20 protein-coding genes are annotated in these 20,552 nt (G+C 47.5%); 5 read left to right on the top strand and 15 right to left on the bottom strand.

Annotated elements, in window-relative coordinates:
* Position 1: 1 nt before the first annotated feature.
* Positions 2 to 2,314, top strand: coding sequence for a glycosyltransferase (locus tag KN811_RS00215; RefSeq protein ID WP_187964914.1), 2,313 nt, complete (start codon positions 2 to 4; stop codon positions 2,312 to 2,314).
* Positions 2,315 to 2,612: 298 nt separating this feature from the next.
* Here the strand turns inward: KN811_RS00215 and KN811_RS00210 are convergent, their stop codons facing one another.
* The 3 genes from KN811_RS00210 to KN811_RS00200 are packed head-to-tail and all read right to left on the bottom strand — an operon-like array spanning position 2,613 to position 5,154.
* A complete protein-coding gene (locus KN811_RS00210; protein WP_187964913.1) occupies positions 2,613 to 3,587 on the bottom strand; it encodes an MlaD family protein in 975 nt (324 codons plus the stop codon).
* 8 nt (positions 3,588 to 3,595) lie between these two features.
* Positions 3,596 to 4,375 carry an ABC transporter ATP-binding protein gene (locus KN811_RS00205; RefSeq protein WP_187964912.1) on the bottom strand — a complete coding sequence of 260 codons (780 nt, stop codon included), beginning with the start codon at positions 4,373 to 4,375 and terminating at the stop codon, positions 3,596 to 3,598.
* Entirely contained in the window at positions 4,372 to 5,154 is a 783-nt protein-coding gene (locus tag KN811_RS00200; RefSeq protein ID WP_187964911.1) for an MlaE family ABC transporter permease, read from the bottom strand. Before KN811_RS00200 ends, KN811_RS00205 begins: the two co-directional genes overlap by 4 nt.
* A 136-nt stretch (positions 5,155 to 5,290) precedes the next feature.
* Between KN811_RS00200 and KN811_RS00195 the strand changes: the two genes are divergently transcribed.
* The 3 genes from KN811_RS00195 to KN811_RS00185 are packed head-to-tail and all read left to right on the top strand — an operon-like array spanning position 5,291 to position 7,448.
* Positions 5,291 to 5,674 carry a hypothetical protein gene (locus KN811_RS00195; protein WP_223129365.1) on the top strand — a complete coding sequence of 128 codons (384 nt, stop codon included), beginning with the start codon at positions 5,291 to 5,293 and terminating at the stop codon, positions 5,672 to 5,674.
* A gap of 12 nt (positions 5,675 to 5,686) precedes the next feature.
* Positions 5,687 to 6,454 (top strand): LOG family protein, encoded by a 768-nt coding sequence (locus KN811_RS00190; RefSeq protein WP_187964910.1) that lies wholly within the window; start codon positions 5,687 to 5,689, stop codon positions 6,452 to 6,454.
* A 43-nt stretch (positions 6,455 to 6,497) separates the two neighbouring features.
* The gene (locus tag KN811_RS00185) at positions 6,498 to 7,448 is read left to right on the top strand and encodes a L,D-transpeptidase (RefSeq protein WP_247716376.1); all 951 of its coding nucleotides are present in this window, start codon (positions 6,498 to 6,500) and stop codon (positions 7,446 to 7,448) included.
* A 75-nt stretch (positions 7,449 to 7,523) separates the two neighbouring features.
* On the opposite strand, the gene KN811_RS21980 is transcribed toward KN811_RS00185, so the two are convergent.
* The 11 genes from KN811_RS21980 to KN811_RS00125 form a co-directional block, all read right to left on the bottom strand.
* The gene (locus tag KN811_RS21980; protein WP_345725273.1) at positions 7,524 to 8,213 is read right to left on the bottom strand and encodes a TSUP family transporter; all 690 of its coding nucleotides are present in this window, start codon (positions 8,211 to 8,213) and stop codon (positions 7,524 to 7,526) included.
* 80 nt (positions 8,214 to 8,293) lie between these two features.
* Positions 8,294 to 9,286, bottom strand: coding sequence for a 2-hydroxyacid dehydrogenase (locus KN811_RS00170; protein WP_187964908.1), 993 nt, complete (start codon positions 9,284 to 9,286; stop codon positions 8,294 to 8,296).
* 47 nt (positions 9,287 to 9,333) lie between these two features.
* Positions 9,334 to 9,789 carry a hypothetical protein gene (locus KN811_RS00165; RefSeq protein WP_216334634.1) on the bottom strand — a complete coding sequence of 152 codons (456 nt, stop codon included), beginning with the start codon at positions 9,787 to 9,789 and terminating at the stop codon, positions 9,334 to 9,336.
* Between the two features lie 67 nt (positions 9,790 to 9,856).
* On the bottom strand, positions 9,857 to 10,297 hold the full coding sequence (locus KN811_RS00160; RefSeq protein WP_187964906.1) for an Hsp20/alpha crystallin family protein: 441 nt from the start codon (positions 10,295 to 10,297) through the stop codon (positions 9,857 to 9,859).
* A gap of 88 nt (positions 10,298 to 10,385) precedes the next feature.
* A complete protein-coding gene (locus KN811_RS00155; protein ID WP_187964905.1) occupies positions 10,386 to 11,228 on the bottom strand; it encodes a universal stress protein in 843 nt (280 codons plus the stop codon).
* A 357-nt stretch (positions 11,229 to 11,585) separates the two neighbouring features.
* Positions 11,586 to 12,635, bottom strand: a complete 1,050-nt coding sequence (locus KN811_RS00150) for a response regulator (protein ID WP_187967772.1) — start codon at positions 12,633 to 12,635, stop codon at positions 11,586 to 11,588.
* Positions 12,613 to 13,851 (bottom strand): PAS domain-containing sensor histidine kinase, encoded by a 1,239-nt coding sequence (locus tag KN811_RS00145; protein WP_187967771.1) that lies wholly within the window; start codon positions 13,849 to 13,851, stop codon positions 12,613 to 12,615. The genes KN811_RS00150 and KN811_RS00145 overlap by 23 nt, the downstream gene beginning before the upstream one ends.
* Positions 13,852 to 14,071: 220 nt before the next feature.
* Positions 14,072 to 15,370, bottom strand: a complete 1,299-nt coding sequence (locus tag KN811_RS00140; protein ID WP_216334633.1) for an acetyl-CoA hydrolase/transferase family protein — start codon at positions 15,368 to 15,370, stop codon at positions 14,072 to 14,074.
* A gap of 92 nt (positions 15,371 to 15,462) precedes the next feature.
* Complete coding sequence (locus KN811_RS00135) at positions 15,463 to 16,044, bottom strand: YceI family protein (protein WP_187967791.1); 582 nt, start codon at positions 16,042 to 16,044, stop codon at positions 15,463 to 15,465.
* A gap of 61 nt (positions 16,045 to 16,105) precedes the next feature.
* Positions 16,106 to 17,371, bottom strand: coding sequence for a hypothetical protein (locus tag KN811_RS00130; RefSeq protein WP_187967464.1), 1,266 nt, complete (start codon positions 17,369 to 17,371; stop codon positions 16,106 to 16,108).
* A 35-nt stretch (positions 17,372 to 17,406) separates the two neighbouring features.
* Positions 17,407 to 17,994 carry a YceI family protein gene (locus tag KN811_RS00125; protein ID WP_187967463.1) on the bottom strand — a complete coding sequence of 196 codons (588 nt, stop codon included), beginning with the start codon at positions 17,992 to 17,994 and terminating at the stop codon, positions 17,407 to 17,409.
* Positions 17,995 to 18,443: 449 nt separating this feature from the next.
* On the opposite strand from KN811_RS00125, the gene hemN reads away from it, so the two are divergent.
* A complete protein-coding gene (gene hemN / locus KN811_RS00120) occupies positions 18,444 to 19,808 on the top strand; it encodes an oxygen-independent coproporphyrinogen III oxidase (protein WP_187967462.1) in 1,365 nt (454 codons plus the stop codon).
* Here hemN and KN811_RS00115 read toward each other — a convergent pair.
* Positions 19,805 to 20,506, bottom strand: a complete 702-nt coding sequence (locus KN811_RS00115; protein WP_187967461.1) for a sulfite exporter TauE/SafE family protein — start codon at positions 20,504 to 20,506, stop codon at positions 19,805 to 19,807. The two genes, hemN and KN811_RS00115, sit on opposite strands and share 4 nt — an antisense overlap.
* Between the last annotated feature and the right edge of the window lie 46 nt (positions 20,507 to 20,552).

Here is a 20,552-nt window from a genome sequence, read left to right as displayed (position 1 = left end):
CATGAAGACATTGACGTCAAAATCCAGGATAGTATTCGTAACGACCTTCCCGCCTACCCAGTGCGGCATTGCCACTTATACAAACGACCTTATCACTTCCGTTCACCGTTCTTTCGGGGAAAATGTGGAATGCGTGGTATGCAATATCACCGCCGAACGAAAACCGGCACCGGAAACTCCCTACGTCCTGAACCCGGAGATCAGGGAAGACTACAGCCGTGTAGCCCGGAAAATCAACGAGGACCCCTTTGTGGAACTGGTCCACATACAACACGAATTCGGGCTGTTCCGGGGAAATTACGGCAGTTACCTCCTCGATTTCCTCGAAGTCCTGCAAAAACCTGTGGCCTTTACCTTTCACAGTGTTATTCCCGATCCGGGCCCGGAACTGAAACAGCTTGTAAAGACGCTGGGCCATCGTGCCTCGGTGATATTTGTCATGACCGCACAGTCGGCAAGAATACTGGAGAAAGATTACGGTATAACCGGTACCGCTATCGAATATGTTCCCCACGGCACTCATATCGTGGAATATGCTCTTCCGGAGGAGACCCGGAAAAAATACCGTATGGAAAACCGGATTATCCTTTCTACTTTCGGCCTGCTGGGCCCGGGAAAGAGCATAGAAACGGCTTTAAGGGCCCTGCCCGGGATCGTTAAACACCATCCTTCCGTACTTTACCTCATCATCGGGAAAACACACCCCAACAACATCAGGAACCATACCGACGGATACCGCGATTACCTGGAAAGTATGGTAGAAGACCTGAAGCTGTATCGCCACGTGCTTTTTATAGATCGCTACCTGGCCATCGACGAACTGCTGGAATACCTGAAGGCCACCGATATTTACCTGTTTACTTCCCGGGACCCCAACCAGGCGGTCAGCGGTACTTTTTCCTATGCCATGAGCTGTGCCTGTCCCATAGTGGCCACCTCCATACCACATACCCGGGAAGTGCTCACGCCCGATGCCGGTATTCTTATCGATATCGAAAATTCCGAACAATTGTCGGATGCGGTCAACCTGTTGCTGGCAGACTACCCGAAAAGGATATCCATGGGGATTTCCGGGTTCCTGAAAACAAGGGAATCGTCCTGGGAGAATGTGGCCGTAAAACATGTAAACACCTATAACAGGTATATCAATAACCACGGCAGGATCTCTTTTGATTACCCCGAAGTAAAACTGGATCACCTGAAAAGGATGACCTCATCAACCGGGATTATCCAGTTTTCCAAAATGAATAAACCCGACCTTTCTTCGGGCTACACCCTCGATGACAATGCGAGGGCCCTGATTGCCCTGTGCAGTCACTTCAGGCTGTATGGTAATAAAGACGACCTCAGGTACATCCGTACGTACCTGGACTTTGTGGAACGGTGCCAGCAACCCTGCGGGACCTTCGTAAATTACATCGATGAAAACAACCGGGAACACATAAAGAACAGTTATGTGAACCTGGAGGATTCCAATGCACGTGCCGTATGGGCCCTGGGGAGTGTTATCTCTCATAAGGAATACCTTCCCGAGGTTGTAGTAAACAAAGCGACTACCTGCCTGCTAAAATGTACGCGGTGGATAAAAAATATCATGGCACCCAGGGCTATCGGTTTTACGATCAAAGGCCTGTTCCTCTACTATTCGGCCTCGGGAGACGATGATGTTGTCCCCGTAATAGAAAAACTGGCCGGGAACCTCATTTCCGGCTACGACCTGGTCGCCGTAAAAGACTGGAAGTGGTTTGAAGAATACATGACCTATGCCAACAGCATATTGCCCGAAGCCCTGTTGTACACCTACCTGGTCACCGGTGACTTCGCCTGCAAACGAACCGCCGTGGAAACGCTCGACTTCCTGTTGTCCAAAATGTTTGCAAACGGCGAGTTCAAGGTCATCTCCAACAAGGGGTGGCTCGTCAAAGACACGGTTCCCCACCCCTACGGAGAACAGCCCATTGATGTATCCTATACCATACAGACACTCGATATTTTTCACAGGACCTTCAGGATAGCCCAGTATGAAGATATGATGAACAGGGCATTTGACTGGTTCCTGGGTAAAAACCACCTCAGCCAGACCATGTATAACCCTGCTACGGGGGGGTGTTACGACGGACTTGAAAAAGATGGTGTCAATGTAAACCAGGGAGCGGAATCGACCATCTGTTACCTTATGGCCAGGCTGACCATGGAGAGCAACAAAAGGGAAAAAGAGGCAAAACTCATACCCATGATGACCAGGACCCGCATCCTGAAACGGATTCCGTTTGTTGCAGACAAGCGGCGAGACCTGATAGCCCGGAACAATTAAAATATTTCCGGTATTATACTCCTCTAAATTCTTCCGGACCCGCCCCCGGCGGAGTCCGGAAGAACTTATTTCTACCTGAGTCCGATTTCAGACAAGATCCAATATCCTGGCTATAAAATCTTTGTGAAGCTCTGTGGACCCTTTGTGTATCCTGAGAAATAGTGATTACACAAAGTTACACTGAGTATTCACAGAGAACCACGGACTAAAACATGTCATTGATAGCCCTTTCGCGCTTGGACCCGACCGGAGTTAAGTTAACCCGCGGTTCTTCCGTCTGATATAAACCGAAGTCGCATTATTCCCCCTTCTTTTCCCGTTGTCTTTCCAGTTTCCGGAAATATCCCCGGAACAAAAAATTGTGTTTCAGGGCTTCCATGTTTTCGTTAAAACGGCCTGTTCCTTCTTCTATATGCCGCATGGTCTGTTCCAGTTGCCGGACGAGAACCGTATCGGTAGCCAGGTAATGCAGTGCACCCTCGCCATACCTGATCTCCGCGACCAGGGCATCCAGGTCCTTAACCGTGTGGTTGATCGTGATCGCCGAACTTTCCAGGTGTTCCAGGGTGTTTTTCATCCTTCCTGCGGCCAGGGTATCGCTGAGCAGTACCCCCGCAACACTTTCTTCGAAACTTACTTCCTCCAGTATACGGTCCAGTTTACCCACCACGCTATTGGCACGCTTCCCGGCGTGTTTCAAACCGGCTATGGTCTGCCGGAGGTCGGCGGCCATCACGGTATCGTTCAGCAATCTTCCCAGGGTTCCCTTTCCCTGGGTGAGCGCGTGGGTTACCTTTAAAAGATCGGCGGTAAGCAATGCCGCATTTTCGTTGGTGACACTCAGTGTATTCAGTATATCATCCGCTCCTATCCTGCTGTAAGACGGTATTTCATCACCGTCCTTCACATGCCCCGACGCATTCTTCCCCGGGATAATGTTAACGACCATATTGCCTACAAGTCCGTCAGAACCTATGGTCGCCACCGCATCTTTTTTAATGTACCCCTGTATTTTTTCATCGATGGCCATGGCTACTCGGATAGCGGTATCGTTCTCCATTTCAATGGCTTTTACGGTCCCTGCGTCGATCCCGGAAAAGCGTACGTTATTGCCCTTCTGTAAGCCGTTGACATTGGAAAAAACGGCAGTAACAGTAAAGGTTTTGCTAAACAGGTTCTGGTTGTTACCGATCAGGTAGGCAGCTATGAGCAGGAAAAGAATGCCTGCTATTACAAAAATGCCCAGTTTTATGTTTTCCGAAGATTTTGTCATGATTCCGTTTATTTAAAAAAGGCTTTTACCTGAGGATCTGCAGACCGCTGTAATTCGCTATAGGTCCCCTCCGCATAATTAATACCGTCTACCAGGAGTATCATGCGGTCCGATATGACCCGGGCACAATCCACATCGTGTGTAATAATGAGTGCAGAAGTACGGTACCTGGCCTGGATGATCCGCATCAGCTCAATAATTTCTTTGGCTGTTATGGGATCGAGACCGCTGGTGGGTTCGTCATACAGGATGATCCTGGGATTCATAATTAAAGTCCTCGCCAGCGCTACGCGGCGTTTCATTCCCCCGGAAAGCTCGGCCGGCATCAGTTCCGTGGTATGCGAAAGCCCTACGTTCTTCAGGGCTTCCAGTACCAGGGTTTCGGTATCCGCCCGGTCCTTAAACCTTTCCTTATGCCTTCGCAGGGGAAATTCCAGGTTTTCCCTGACGGTCATCGAATCGTAAAGCGCACTGCCCTGGAAGAGAAAACCGATATCGGCCCGCAACAGGTCCAGCGCCTTCCTGTCCAGTTTTGTTATATCCTTTCCCATGACCTCTATACTGCCGCTGTCGGGCTGCATCAGTCCCACCAGGCATTTAATCATCACGGTCTTCCCCGAGCCCGACTTCCCCATGACGACCAGGTTCTCCCCCTGGTGAAGTTCCATGTTAAAACCGTTGAGCACACGATTGTCCCCGAAACGCTTTCTGAGGTCCTTTATCCGGATGATTACCTCATCAGCTTCCCCGGCCGGAAATACAGGCGTTATGGTATTTTCTTTATTCATAATTCATAGAAAATATCGGAGATCAGCACCGCGATAAAATCCAGGATAAAAATAAGCATGGAAGCGGCCACCACGGCGGTATTGGCCGCAGCCCCCACCCCCACCGTACCTCTGGTGCAGTAATACCCTTTAAAACACCCTACCAGTCCTATGGCAAACCCGAAAAAAAAGGTTTTTACCGTAGCCGGGATAAGGTCGCTGAACTCCAGGGAATCAAAAACCTGGTTAAAATAGAGTTGAAAAGATACATTCCCCTTCAGGTGTTCTATGAGGAAAGAACCGTACAGTGCCAGCACATCACCGAAGATTACCAGGACGGGGACCATCAGGGTGGTTGCGGTAATCCTGGTGGCCACGAGGAATTTAAACGGGTTGGTCCCTGAAACTTCCATGGCGTCTATCTGTTCGGTAACCCGCATGGACCCCAGTTCCGCACCGATACCGGATGCCACCCGGCCCGCACAGATAAGGGCTATGACCACCGGGCCGATCTCCCTTACGATGGAGATCCCCACCATGGCCGGCATCCAGGAAACCGCCCCGAATTCCTGCAGGGTTGGACGGGTTTGCAGCGTCAGTACCAGCCCGATGATAAAACCGGTGACCCCCACCAGCGGAAACGACCGGTTCCCCACGTTATAGCACTGGTGTAACAGCTCCCTGATCTCGAAAGGCGGTTTCCACACCTCGGCAAAATAACGCCCTGCGAAATGGGAAAGTTCCCCGCTTAACCGGAAAAAACCGGCTACCTTTCCGGATATCCCTTTTATTCCTTGCATATATCAGCAATTATATATCCAAAGGTATGCGCTGTTCCACACTGCATAAATGATTAATATCATGCCCTGCCGACTGATATTTATCATTCCGAAACACCCGGAATACAGGTACTTTAGCTTCGTTAATACTTAAATCATGGAACAGATCATCGATAATTCCGACCTGCATTTTGAGCACAAATTATGGGAAAAGGAAATCCTCTTCTGGCTGGACGAGATCCATTCCTTTCAGAACAGACTGGAGGAGATACAAAGAAAATGGACCCATCCCGGTGTCCTGGTGGAAATGGGACAATTTCAGAACCAGTTTATCCTTCACCAGGGGAAAATGGAAGAACTCAAAGAGGAAATAGAGCGGCATGAAATTCGCATAGCCGGCCAGTTTATGGCCCGTGAAGATGCCATAGACCGGGTGGCCCTGAAGTATCACCAGGAAATGAGAGATAGAATGGAAACACAACGAAATCTGTATACCGGTCTGAAAAAGCGGTTTTTCTCTTTTTTGTCCAAATACATGTAACGAACAACAAAAATGACACAAAAATCTTTCCTTACCCGCGAAGAAAAAGCATTCCTGCAGGGCCCGAGAGATCGTATAAAGGAGTTGCTCTTCACCATTAAGGTGCAGTATAATTTTATACGCGCCTTCCGGAAAATGCACTTTATAGGCCCCTGTGTCACTGTTTTCGGCTCTGCCCGTTTTGAACCGGAGAATCGCTACTATAAACAAGCGGAAGAAATAGGAAAGGCCCTCGCAAAAATGGGGTTTACCGTAATGACAGGCGGTGGCCCCGGTATTATGGAAGCTGCGAACAAGGGTGCGTATGAAAACGGGGGATATTCTGTGGGATGCAATATTATCCTGCCCCACGAACAGGGAGCAAACCCCTATTTGCACAAATGGATCGATATCCCGTATTTCTTTGTCCGGAAATTTTTGCTGATAAAATATTCCTACGCCTTTATCGTCATGCCCGGCGGTATAGGAACACTGGACGAACTGTTCGAGGCCCTTACCCTGATCCAGACCAAAATGATAAATCATTTCCCGGTGGTTTTGTTCGGGAAAGCCTATCACAAGGAACTCTACGAACACATTCAGTTGATGGCCAGGAACGAAAGCATTAATCCGGAAGACCTGGAGTTGCTTTTTATTACGGATTCCGTAGAAGATATGGTCAACCACCTGAACACACAGGCCATCCAGAAGTTCGGCCTGGTCAGGAAGGCCTATAACACCAAGTGGTGGTTTGGGGAATCCGGCGGAAGAAGGCTGAACCACGTCTCTGCCGTCCGGTAAAAAGGATAGGGCAATGAACACTTTACTATTAAAAAACAAAGCTATGACTGCAATATGGTTATTTTGTGCATTGGTCCTTTCCCAGGGATATCCTGTGTATTTTCCCCGGGAAACTACACCTATGGCCAATAATTCGGTTGAAAAGGATTCAACAGAAAAACGGATATGCATTTCCCGCGATGTCCCCGTCGGGGATTATTTTGACTTTATGGACTCCCTGGTGTCCCGGCATGCTCCGGAAATCGATTATCCGCTTACCGAACACTTGCTGGTACGTACAAATCCATGGATCATGGACACCCTGGCCAATACGGACTATTACCGTCAAATAGCCAGGGACTCTTTTGTGTATGACCAAAAGAAAATGATCGTACTACGGGCCGGTGATTCCCTCATGATCCCGGATTCCACGACCGTAACCCGGCTGTTAAACACCTTTGAGAACACACGTATCGACATCAATATTCCCGAATACAAGCTCCGGATTTACCGGGACTCCGTATTGCTGTACGCATTTCCCGTACGGGTGGGGCAAAACACCAAAAGATATCTCGCCATGGGAAATCGCATTACCAACCTGCAGACGGTAAGCGGTAAAGGAACCATAGTAAGGCATGCAAGGGATCCCGTATTTTATAACCCGGTTAACGGAAAGCGGTTCTACCTGACCAGAAGGGATGACGGCAAAACTACGGTAATGCCCCGAATACCATGGATAGAAACCGAAATAAACGGGGTGCGTAACGGGCAGATGATCCACCCTACGACCAATCCGGAAACCCTGGAAAAAGCCTATTCCAACGGCTGTATAGGTGCCAGGGAGGCCGACATGTGGTATATCTATTACCACGCCCCCATCGGAACCCGTATTGTCATTCGGTACGATTTAAATATTGTGGATGAAAACGGGGAAAGGATAACCCTAAAAGATATTTACAGGAAAGGGCAAGATCCGGAAACCGGGAAAGAAAAAACAAGACAAACCCAAAAATGATGACGGGAAAAGATTACCTAAACCCTATTTATATTAACTAACAAGTTCTTTTCCGAGTTTGTCTTTTTTGATCATTTACTCTTCAAAAACCTCAAAACATACCTTGGCATTAACCCGGTACTCGGCAATGCGGTTATCTTCGATAGTGGCCTGCATATCCTGGATATACACCGACCTGATATTCCTTACGGTTTTGGCCACTTCATTTACCACCCGCTGAACGGCATCTTCCCAGCTTTCTTCTGAATTTCCCAGTATTTCTACTACTTTTAAGACTGACATGATTTTAAATTTTAAGGTTAATAATCCGTACCAATTTAAGTATGAACGGACCTGCATAAAATGATATTTGTCAGTCATCATGATGGATGTAGATATGGCAATTGCATTTTTAGTCGTCGGGGTTACTTGTAATTTTTTAATGAGCAAAAACAAGGCACTGAACACGATGAAAAAGGCTCCCAAGATCAGGGAAAGCAACCCGGTATCGATAAATTTGCTCTCATGGGCTCCGACAGTAACAAAAATAACGGCAGGGGTCCCCAGGTTTATGACCAGTTTCTTATCAATCCCTTTCCTGAAAAAAGCTGTTTTGATAACATTACTGACAAGGTGAAACAGGGCGGTGACACCGAGTACGGATTGAAAATCCGGGAAGTAATTGGCTATGGGGACAAAAAACACGGAAGACCCGGATTCTCCTACGGTACCCAGGACCTCCGCAACCAGGGAAAGTATAATAAACAAAGGTAAGTGTCTTAACACAGCGATTATTTTTATACACCGCTAAAGCTAATGCCGGGTATACACAAATAAAATGACATTGCTCATCCGGCCTGTAAATATCACGGTACTTTACTTGCCGGACTTTTTCCGTGTTGCCAGTCAAGTACATTTTGAAAAACCGTATCCGCGATATTGGTCAATGCCTCTGCGGTAAGAAAAGCGTGATGGGAAGTAATTAAAACATTGGGCATACCGATCAGTTTCTTTAAGGCCATATCTTCAATCCCCGTTTTTGAGCAGTCTTTAAAAAAGACCTCTTTTTCCCGCTCGTACACATCCATCCCCAATGCGCCTATTGTGCTGTTCTCAAGGGCCTCCAGCAGGTCTTCCGTCTTTATGATGGCCCCTCTTGCCGTGTTGATGATCGTCACTCCCTTTCGCATTATTCCGAACAGTTCCCTGTCCAGCAGATGATATGTGTCTTTATTCAAAGGTGCGTGAACGGAGATCATATCGGCCCCGGCACACAATTGTCTTAAAGTGGCATACCGCAGACCGTATTTTTGCTGTAATTCGTCATTTTCATGAATATCATATCCCAGCAGTTTACACCCGAAACCGTGCATGATCTTTGTCATAACGCTCCCTATACGCCCCGTGCCTATTATTCCCACCGTTTTTCCATGGAGATCAAAACCGGTCAGCCCGTTGATGTTGAAATTAAAACCGGATACCCTTTTATGCGATTCCGTCAACCTGCGGTTCAGGGCAAGAAGAAGGGCAACGGCGTGTTCTGCAATGGCATAGGGCGAATAGTCGGGTACATTGGCTACTTCCAGTCCCAAACGTCCTGCGGCGCTTAAATTGACATGATCATACCCGGCAGACCTCAGGGCTATATACTTAACGCCCATCTCCTTCAGTATTTCCAGGACGGTCGCGGAAGCATCATCCCCGGTGAAAAGGGAGACCGCATCGAAATTCAATGCCAGGACCGCGGTATCCGGGTCCAGGGATTCTTCCGTAAAAACCACCTGAATATCGTGATGATTACCGGCATTTTGCAGATAGGGCTTTTCAAAAGCCCTGACACTGTAGAACAGGATTTTCATGAATCGGGTATTTCTGATTTTTATAAAAAGGGGGCGTTACGGAAACTTTATTTCCTGTACTTCCCCCCGATAAGGTATTTCCGGTTGTTTTCTCTCATAATATCGTAAACCGTGTGAAATATCTCTTTTTTCAGTTCCCTGAAATCACGGGTCAACTGTTCTGCCTTTTGCTGTAGTTTTTTATGAGCGGTCTTTACTTCCCTTTCTTCATAAGGCTGATCGATACCATCCAGCAGCACAACCAGTTCGTTTTGATGATCCCTGGCCTGTTTTATGTGCCCGGAGATCTGTTTTTTATACGCGGACAATCTTTCCACAAGTGCTTTGGTTTGTGTATAGTTCCGGTCGGTACTCAATTTTATGAAATAGGTGCCGAGCAATTCGTCGAGAAAATGTGATTCGGTATGTGCAAACTCCAGTTCGGAAAGCCATTGCCTGGCATCTTCGTGCATCTCCTCCGCACTCTTCCATTCCATATATTTAATGTTGGTGTACAGGGCCATTTTATCTTTTATTAAAAGTTAGAAAAAACAGGGAGTTTTAAATAACTCCCCGTTTCCAAAAATCTCTTTAATGAACCTCTATCGCCCTGGAAGGGGATGCTTTGGCCTCTTTTTTTTTGGCCAGATTGAGTTTGAGTATTCCGTTTTCATACCTGGCCTTGACTTCTTCCTCCTTTACGTTTTCCGGAAGTAACAGCGAACGCTTAAAAGAATTGTAATTAAACTCCTTACGGGTATAATTCTCATCTTTTTCTTCTTTCGACTCTTCTTTTTCGGCACTGATATTCAGGTAGCCGTTTTCTACGGCAATCCGGAAATCCTTTTTGGAGAGGCCCGGGGCTGCCAGTTCAATTTCGAATTCGTCTTCCTTTTCCCTGACGTTTAAGGCCGGCTGTTCCAGGACGGTCCTGTCCAAGAAACCATCCCTGAAAAAATCGTCCATGTCGAAAAACCTGGACAAGCCGGAACCGGACCAGGGTAGCCTGTTGTTAAATTTGATAAGTGACATAACTGTAAATTTTTGATGTTAAACAATTTATGACACTAATTTAGTTTTGGAAAAAGTGAATTGAAATGATAAAAATCAGTCTTGGCTTTTATTCATGCAATACCAAAAACGGTATCCTGGTGTGATAACTCATTTTTGCTACCGTGGGCCTGAAAAGTATTTGCTGGGAAAAATTGAGTTTTTTTGCCATCATGGCTATCCAGTCAATGTCCCGGCTTTCCGTAAAGCATTGTATCGCTTCGTTCAGGTTTTTATGGGTCAACTGGTGAAAGCTGTGTTTTTTATCGCTCAAATAGTCCCGGAGCAATTCCTTGTTCCTTTTTTGTGTGTCACTCAACCCCTCTTCCTCATTTCTGATCACGTGAAGCACCCGGATTGCCAATTGGAACATTTCGGCAAGAAAGGTCAAAGTATCCAAAACCCTGGCGGAATACTGCAAAGTGTAATCGGTAGGAAAAGCGATCTCTTCGGGAGGACGGAAAGCAACATTTTCGGGAACGGCCAGCACCGGGCACTTTACTTTGGTAATGACATCGCCCGTATTACTCCCCACTGTCATCTCTTTTAGCCCGGAAGCTCCTTTGGTTCCCATGACTATCAGGTCTATATTCTTATCTTCTACCTCCTGTCGCATGGTATCGATAAAAAAATCGTACGCTGACAAAAGTTCAAAACGGTGATTGGGATTCCTGTGTTCCCCTTCGATCCTGGCCAGTGTTTTTTCCAGTTCCTTCCGGGCTTCTGTCTGAAGTATCCGGTCGATATCCCGGGGGAAAGTGACCAAAGGTACATCTGCTGTAGCATAAACATGGGGCTGTGTGACATGAAGCAGATAAAAACTGCACTTAAACTCTTTAAACAAGAGTAACGCATACTCAATGGCATTCCACGAGTTTTCCGAAAAATCCGTAGGCATCAGGATATTTTTCATCGGTTTATTTTTATTGCTTTTCATCGGTCAGATGTAACCTTTGATGACTAAAATAATCATTGCCGTGTGCCTAAGGATCATTTTAGTCATGTCGGTTTCATTTTGCTTCCTTCTTATGGGAACAAAAGTATGCCTGCCAAAGAAAACAAAATATGATAAATATCAACCCGGGACATCAGATAACATCCCTTAACCAGACAAAAATTATACAGGAAGAAAAAATAACGGGTGGGGGTGATGAACGGGAGTTGGGGAGTTGGGGAGTTGGGGAGTTGGGGAGTTGGGGAGTTGGGGAGTTGGGGAGTTGGGGAGTAAAACTAATCAACTCCGAACTAACCAACTCCCCAACTACACCCTTTAACCGATATTTTGCAAACCCTCAATATCCAGCACTTTGATATTTCGCCCTTCAATGGCAATAAGCCCTGCTTTCCTGAGTTCTGAAAGGGTACGGATAAAACTCTCGGGAGCTATACCTGCTACACCGGCCAGGTCGCTGCGGGAGATCCTGATCTCATTCCGGGCGTGCCGCTGTAGCTTTTCCACAAAACGCAGTATGGTATTTGCGGTTTTTTTCCGTACCGACCCGTAGGCCATCTGTAATAGCTGTTCCCTGACACCGGACAGGTCCTCGGCAAGGAATTCTACCAATTCTATGGTTAGCTTGTGGTTGTTTTTTAGTATTTCCGCAAAAACATCTTTCCGCAATCCGTAAAGGGTTGTTTGCTTCAGGGCGGTTGCCGACTCTTTATAAGGAATATTCTGTGTAAAGGAATAATAGCCGAAGAAATCGTCGTCCCGGCTTATGCTTGTTATCAGTTCCTTGCCGTATTCTTCTATACGATGTGTTTTTACCATACCGCTTTCCACCAGGAAAATATAGTTGGAGTGGTTTCCTTCGGAATAGATAACGTCTCCTTTCTCAAAACCGAAACATTCCCCTTCGTCCAGGAAAAAATTCTTGAGTTCGTTAATATTCCGGATGTCATCGTCTTCCGGTTCGGGGGATTTTTGTTCTTCAGTGGCTTCCCCGAGGAGGGATACTTTAGCCAGCCTGCTCTCTATGGCACTTATGAGTTCGGTTTCTTCAAAGGGCTTGGTCAGGTAATCGTCTGCGCCGAGGTCCATCCCTTTCCGCACTTCCTTTCGTTCGGTCTTTGCCGAGAGAAAGATAAACGGTATCTTCCCGGTGTTTTTATCAGCGGAAAGCGCTTCCAGCACACCATACCCGTCGAGTTCGGGCATCATAATATCGCAAACGATGATATCCGGTTTTTCTTCACGGGCCAGGGACATGCCCTTTTTTTCGTTGGGTGCCGTTAAAACCCCGTAACCCGATAGTTCCAGCAGTTCCGACGTACTTTCCCGCAATACGGAATCGTCTTCAATGAGTAAAATCTTTTTCATGATTGGGTAGTTTTACCGTAAAAGTGGTTCCTTTTCCTTCTTCACTGACAAAATCGATCTCTCCGCCCAGGTTTTCCAGGTGGCTCTTCACGATATTGAGCCCGATACCCATCCCCTGGTCGTTAATGGCATTCCTGGCCCGGAAATACCTGCTGAAAATATGCTTCTGGTCTTCTTCCGGGATACCTATCCCCCTATCTTTGACCCGGAATACGAACATCGCTCCTTCCTGTCCTACCCCGATATCTATTATCGTATGTTCCGGGGAATATTTTACGGCGTTCCTCACAAGATTGGAGAGGATCAGTTCCACGATCTTTTCATCCTGGCACAACATGTAGTTGTCTATGTCTTCCGGAAAATTGATCCGTTGCCCGGTCTTCAGCAGCATGTTGGCATCATAAATAACCTCGTTAAAGACCTTGCTGATATTGAAGGGAGCGAATTTATACTTTTCCTTCCCGGAATCTATGCGTTCCACCGAAAGGAAATCGTTCAGGATATTGTTGAGATAACGCACCTTGTTCTTTATGGTCTCCAGGTGTTTTTCCCGTTTTTCCTGCTGATCGGCTTCCGTGTATTTTCGGATAAGCGTTTCAGAGACCAGGATACTGCTCAGGGGAGTTTTGAATTCGTGGGAGACCATGGAGAGGAACTTGGTCTTTAATTCGTTGAGTTCCTTCTCTTTTTGCAGGGCGTCCCTGATCTTGTTCTCCGCTTCTATTCTTCTTTTCACCTCTTTTTGCAACTGGTTGACGGAGTCTTTCAGTTCCTGTGTCCTGATCTCTACTTTTTCCTCCAGTTCTTCATTGAGCTGCCTGATCTTGTTTTCGGCGGCACGGCTTACGGTAACGTCCATGACCAGGGCCACCACGAATTTCCTGCCGTAAACGGTAAAGGGGTTAAGCCCTATTTCGACCGGGAGCTCGGTACCGTCCTTTTTGATGCCCCACAGTTTCCTCCCGGCCGCCATTTTACGCTTGCTGGATTTGGCGTAATAATTTTTAAAATGATCGTTGTGATTGTGGTGGTACTGACCGGGTATGAGTATATCCATATTTTTACCCGGTAACTCGTCTTTTTCATAACCGAACATGCTTTCCAGCGGGGAATTGGTGGCTACGATCTTCTTTTTCCCGTCCACCACCAGGATACCCTCTGAAATGGTTTCGAGAAGGATCCCGAAAATATCTTCTTCCTGCTGGAAAAACTTCATGATAAAAACGATTAGGCGGCTCCGGACCGGATGCCATAGTTTACGGAGCATCCGTGCATTCGCAACCGGTATTACCTTCCTTAATATCCCTTTATCCGTAGTTTTCAAATATAGCATTAAAATTGTTACCCGGAAAGCCTTTTAAGCATATGGCCCCGAACAACCATACGGTTGTCCCGGGTCTGTTTTTCCTGTTTTGGAGAAATATCGCATGTAAAGCCTATATTTTACCCGACATCGCTATCATATTGGTTCCGAACCTTTCATAAGCCGCCTGTTCCAGGGCTTCTATATGGTCGGGATGAGCTATGGAAATAAGGGCTTTGGCCCTTTCCTTCAGATTTTTCCCGAAGAGGTCCACCACGCCGTTTTCGGTAGCTACGTAGTGTACATGGGCCCTTGTTGTAGTCACCCCGGCGCCCTGTTTCAGGTACGGGACAATCTTGGAAATGCCCTTGACCGTAACCGACGGCAGGGCAATAATGGCCTTTCCTCCTTCCGAAAGTGAAGCGCCCCGTATAAAATCCATTTGACCTCCAACGCCGGAATATTGCCTGGCCCCGATACTGTCTGCACATACCTGGCCGGTAAGGTCTATCTCAATAGCGCTGTTTATGGCGGTTACCCTGGGATTCCGGCGGATAATCGCCGTGTCATTGGTATACGACGCTTCCTTGAAGTGTACTATGGGATTATCGTCCAGGAAACGGTACAGTTCCGGGGAACCCACGGCAAAACAGGTGACCAGCTTCCCCCGTTTTATCTTCTTTTCTTCCCCGGTTATGACTCCTTTTTCCACCAGGGGCAAAATCCCGTCGGAGAACATTTCGGTATGTACGCCCAGTCGTCTGTGATCTCCCAGCTGGCCCAGCACCCCGTTGGGAATGCCCCCTATTCCCATCTGAAGCGTGGCTCCGTCCTCTACCAGCCCGGCGACGTGATAGCCTATTTGCTTTTCCACAACCGTGGGTTCGGAAAGTTCCGTACTGTATATGGGCTCATCCACATATATGGCTGCATCGATGTTCCTGACATGGATAATTCCGTCTCCGTGGGTCTTGGGCACATTGGGATTGACCTGGGCCACTACCTTCCGGGCGGCACCTACGGCTGCCAGGGTAATGTCAACCGAAGTCCCCAGGGAACAATAACCGTGCCTGTCCGGCGGGGATACCTGTATGAAGGCCACATCTACCGGCAGGAGGTTTCTCCGGAAAAAAAGGTGTATTTCACTCAGGAATACGGGTATGTAATCGCCATAAGGTGAATTTACGGCGCGGCGAACGTTGCCGCCTACAAAAAAACTGTTTACCCTGAAGGTATTGCAATAAGGTTCGGTGGTATACAGGGCCTTCCCCTCCGTATGCATCTGGACGATCTCTATATCCTCCAGCTCCCCGTGACGTGCACACAGGGCCGTTATCAAACGGTTCGGCGTCATGGCAGCTCCCTGGAAAAACACGCGGTTCCCGGAAGATACCAGGCCAACAGCTTCTTCGGCAGTCGTGTAGTGTAACATTTTCTATATTGTTTCTTTAAGTTGTCAGGTCTGTTTTTTACAAAATATAAACAAAGCAAAGTTTCTCTGTTTTCGTTATCCGTTTTCCACGTTCAATCCTGTACACAGAGGTCCAGGTCAAAATAGATTTCAATGTCTTCCCGGACCACGATCAGCCCCAGCATTTTCTTCGGGGGTTCCAGCCCGAAATCGTTAATATTCAGACGCAGCGTCCCGGAACATCTGAAGGATTTGCCTCCGGTGAGGTCCACGGGTATCGTATACTCCCGCTCTACCCCGGCAATGGCCATGGATATGAGGGCCTTTACTTCTCCTGCTTCCTTTACAGTTTCTTTCAGTTCCAACCGTATATGCGGATAGGTACCTGTTTGCAACAGTTCGTAAAAATCCTTGTTAATCCCTTTTCCCCCGCAGTCAAATCCCCGGGTATCCAGCCGGATAACGGCATTCCCGAACACGGTTCTCCGTCCTTCGCTCCGGAAAGTGACCGGAACGGACCTCTCCAGTAGCCGGGGGGTATATGCACAGTTGAAATCCCGGATGTTGGCATATCCTTTCAGGTACAGTTCGCTTCCCTGCTCTATTTCTATGGTACATGCCTCTTCCAGAGAAGGGAGTCCTGTGCGGAACAGCACCGTTATCAGCAGGAACCAGAACCGGAAAACCATTTCCATTATCTTTGATTTTTAATAAGGAGGAGTTTTTGCCTCCTCCTTATCTGTATAATACTTTCGTTTAAAAACTGATCACTGCTTCCACCATAAGCCCGTTGAACTTACCGTCGTTCAGAATGCTGGTCGTGTCAAAACCGTCGTAAGTCTGGTTGACGTATTCCAGTTTGGCCAGGATATTTTTGGTCATAAACCATCCTGCGCCCAACTGGTAGCGGGTGATGTCCACATCATTATAGGTAACGGTCTCTTCCCCGCTGACCAGGTTATACCTGCCGCCTATATAAAATTTTTCACTTCCGCCAAAGCGGTACAGCAATTCGGCACCGTACTGGTTCCATACCCGGGTATCGGCTTCTCCCTGGGCCTTTCCGGAAGACCTCTCGTACATTCCGAAGAACTCCAGTCCGTTGTATTTCACAAAAGGGTTTATCATTACGGCGGTCAGTTCGGAATTAAGCCCCGGATCGTATCGCCCGGAGGTAAAATTACCCTTGGAGGTAGCTTCCTCGTTTTCCATGACGAAATAGTACCTGGATCCTGCCCGGTCCCCGCCGTAAAGGTATGTTCTTGAGGAATGGGCGGTGTGATACAGGGACCCTGTAAGCCGCAGCCTCAGATCGTCCTGTACCTGTTTGTCGTACCCGAGTTTGGCCAGGAAGGAAGGGCTTGTTTTTTCCGGGTTGTCCACAGCCTGGTTGAGCTTTCCGTTGGTCACCCCCAGCATGGAGATAAATCCGGCTCTCCTGTAATATATCTCGGCTCCCACTTCGGTGGTAAAGGCATCCATGATATAGTTGCCTACGAACGGGTTGTAAATGGCCTGGGCATTATCGCTTCTTCGAAAATGGGCATCGCCGTAGTTACTTTCCATGTGCCCTATTTTTACGGTAACGTATTTCATCACGTCCTCCAGGAAGCCGGGATTAATAAAATCCAGCCGGTCTATCTGGAAATACCCTCCTTTTACATAGGGCTCCGGGTGGTGCCGGGAAGAAAGGTAGGTCCTCAGGTGCATTCTCACCCCGTCGAACAGGGCCACATCGAGGTCCAGGTTGGCCGTAGCCAGGTTAAAATTGTCCCCGATCTCCTTTAAAGCAACATTTCCGTTGTTACTGTGGTCCAGTGCCTGGAACTGAAGTGTGGAAGCCCCGCCTATCCTTACTCTTACACCGTCAAAAGTGGATACGGTGTCTTTGGGACTTTCAAAAACATTGATCCCGTTCTTGTCCGGACTCCTGTAATTGTCCGGGTTCCTGTGTTGCGCCCTTACGGATATGCTGAATGTGCACAACAGGGCAAATAATACTATGGTTATCGTTTTTTTCATGATTATTGCTATTTGTCAGATTAAAAAATGGTTTGTTATTTATAGGTGATATTGAGATCTACCGTCACCGTCTCCCCGGTCTTTATGGTGCCGAGAAGTGCAGTGGGCGGCTCTATGTTATAGTCGGTCATCCGGATCACGGTCTTGCCGGACAGGCGTATGCCGTCACCGGGTACTGCAGTGAATGTCAGCGGCACTTTTTTGCGCACGCCTGCAATGGTAAGTTCTCCCTGAACTTCGACACGGTATTTTCCTGCGGTGATCTCCCCTATTTCAGCAGCCCCTGCCGACTGAAAGGTGATCTCCCCATACTCCCGGCTTTTCAGGGTCTTGTACGTGTTTTTGTCCATCCCGCCCTTACCGCTTTTGAGGCCTTCGACAGTCACGGTAAAAGAGAAGTTGTCTGCGGATTTCAGTCGATTGTTTTCCGTGGTAAAGGAGGCATTGCCACGGAAAGATTCTGCCATAAGTTCCCAGTCGTGTATATTGGAAGTCCCCAAAACAACCACCTTGCTTTCGGAAGGGATGACCTTAGATTCCTGGGCTGTGGCAACCTGAAAAAACAGCACCATACTCAGCATTGCTACAATAGTTTTCATCCCGGACAGTTTTATGGTATTCATGATTAAAATGTTTATTGGATTGATTTATCCTTTATGTTATTACACTGCAAAATTGAAGTGAAATCCCCTCCTGAACCATGATATTTGTCATGCGGAAATAAAATCCGTGGTCTCGTTTTACGGAGAAAGAGTGAAGAATTATTTATGGAAGAATTATACGGACAGTTATACTTATCGATACAGCTACAGTTCAAAAACAATCTGCCTTGATTAAGGATCTAAGACTACAGGACTTAAGACGTAGGACTTTAATATTAAAGCCGGATTGCATTAGTCGTACGTCATATGTCTTCAGGTCCTGAATCCGGAAAGCAATATATTCGAAGTTTTTGCCACGTATTTGGCAGCCATAGTTCAGTACTCAATAAAACCTTTATAAATTATCTGCTGATAAATATCATATTCCGAAATAATCCTGATCTATACTTTTGAGCTCAAAACCATTGAAGATGAAAGACGATCTGATCCGGAAATACAACGTTGCAGGCCCCAGGTATACCAGTTATCCCACTGTTCCTTATTGGGATCAGGGGAGCTTTTCCTGTAAAGGCTGGCTTTCGTCATTAAAGAGGTCTTTTGCAGCGGGAGACACCGCCCGGGAAATAAGTCTTTATATCCATTTGCCGTTCTGCGAAAGCCTGTGCACTTTCTGTGCCTGCCATAAGCGTATTACCAGAAGGCACGAGGTAGAAGAGCCTTATATCAAGGCATTGTTAAAAGAGTGGAAATTGTATGTAGAGGCACTGGGGAACATCCCGAAAATAAAGGAACTCCACCTCGGCGGGGGAACCCCCACCTTTTTCTCCCCGGAAAATCTAAAAACCCTCATCAAAGGTGTTTTTAAATATGCGGAGAAAGCCACGGACTACGAATTCGGTTTTGAAGGACACCCTAACAATACCACTGAAGCCCATCTCCGTACCCTGTACGACCTGGGATTCAGAAGGGTCAGTTTCGGGGTACAGGATTATTCTCCGGAAGTACAACGCGCCATCCACAGGGTACAACCTTTTGAAAATGTACTTAAGATCACAAAAACCGCACGGGAAACCGGGTATACTTCCATCAGTCATGACCTGGTTTACGGACTTCCTTTTCAAACCATCGGGGACATCACCGGCACCATAGCCAAAACCAAAGCGCTGATGCCGGAAAGAATTGCATTTTACAGTTACGCTCATGTCCCGTGGCTCAAAGGAAACGGCCAGAGGGGATTTCAGGAATGTGACCTGCCTTCGGGGCAGAAAAAAAGGAATTTCTACGAAACGGGGAAAAAACTATTTGCGGAAGCCGGGTATACCGAAATCGGTATGGACCATTTTGCACTGCCTTCCGATAGCCTCTGGCAAGCCCTGAAAAACCGATCCCTTCACCGGAATTTCATGGGATATACCACGTCAAAGACCCGGCTCCTGATCGGCCTCGGAATCTCGGCCATAAGCGATAGCTGGTATGGCTTCGCCCAGAATGTCAAGAGTGTGGAAGCATACTACGACCTGGTAAATAACGGTATTTTACCTGTACAAAAGGGACACATTTCCAACGAAGAGGACCTTATCATACGCCGGCATATTTTAAACCTGATGTGCAACTTCCGGACTTCCTGGGAAACCCCTGACCTGCAATTTCACGATCTGCCCGGGGTACTTACCCGGCTGGCAGAAATGGAGAAAGACAAGATCGTTGAGATTTCCGGAGACCATATTGAGATCACCCCTGCCGGAAAACCGTTTGTTCGTAACGTATGTATGGCCTTTGACCTGAAATTACAACGGAATAAACCGGAAACCCGGATATTCAGCGCTACCGTTTAATGACATTTTACCTTATAGGACACTTCCCCCACCACGGGCGCCGGGGATATATACGGAATGCCCAGTCCGAGCCCGCGAAGGATAAACAGGCACCCCATAAACACTACAAATACGGGGATCAACCGCTGAACTTTTTGTCTTGTTTTCTGTTTGAGTACGTTCCCCAGGTATACCACGGCGGTCATCAGCGGCACGGTACCCAGCCCGAAAAGCGCCATATACAATCCGCCTTCCCATATCCCGGCAGTGGTCATGGCCGCCAGTACGGCCATATAGACCAATCCGCAGGGGAGCAGACCATTAAGAATACCTGACAGAAAAAATGTTCCCGGGGCCTGCTTTCGCAGTGCCGCTCCCAGGCGGTTCTTTACCCCGGAAACAGCCCGGTAATACCATTTCACCAAAAAACCGGGCGATAATTTTATACGCGGAAGCCATACCAGGACGATCATTACGACCCCTATACCAATCGACAGCTGCTGCTGTATCCCGAACAGCCGGAATCCCAGTCCCAGCATACCGAACAACAACCCGATAGCCGTATACGATACAATCCTTCCGAGATGATAACTCCCGAGTTGCCACAGCTTGTTCTTCGGGTTTCCCCGGTCCAGCGGAAGCATAAAAGCTATGGGGCCACACATGCCTACGCAGTGAAAGCCTCCGGCCATACCCAGTAAAATTGCAGATAGCAGCATTTTTTTAGTTTTGGAGTTTAGATATTATTGAATTTGCCGAAGTACA

The sequence above is a fragment of the Sinomicrobium weinanense genome (assembly GCF_018863395.1).
In the GTDB taxonomy this organism is placed as follows: Bacteria; Bacteroidota; Bacteroidia; order Flavobacteriales; family Flavobacteriaceae; genus Sinomicrobium; species Sinomicrobium weinanense.
The sequence above is the reverse complement of the archived record's forward strand: the minus strand, read 5'-3'. Positions and strand labels throughout refer to the sequence as shown.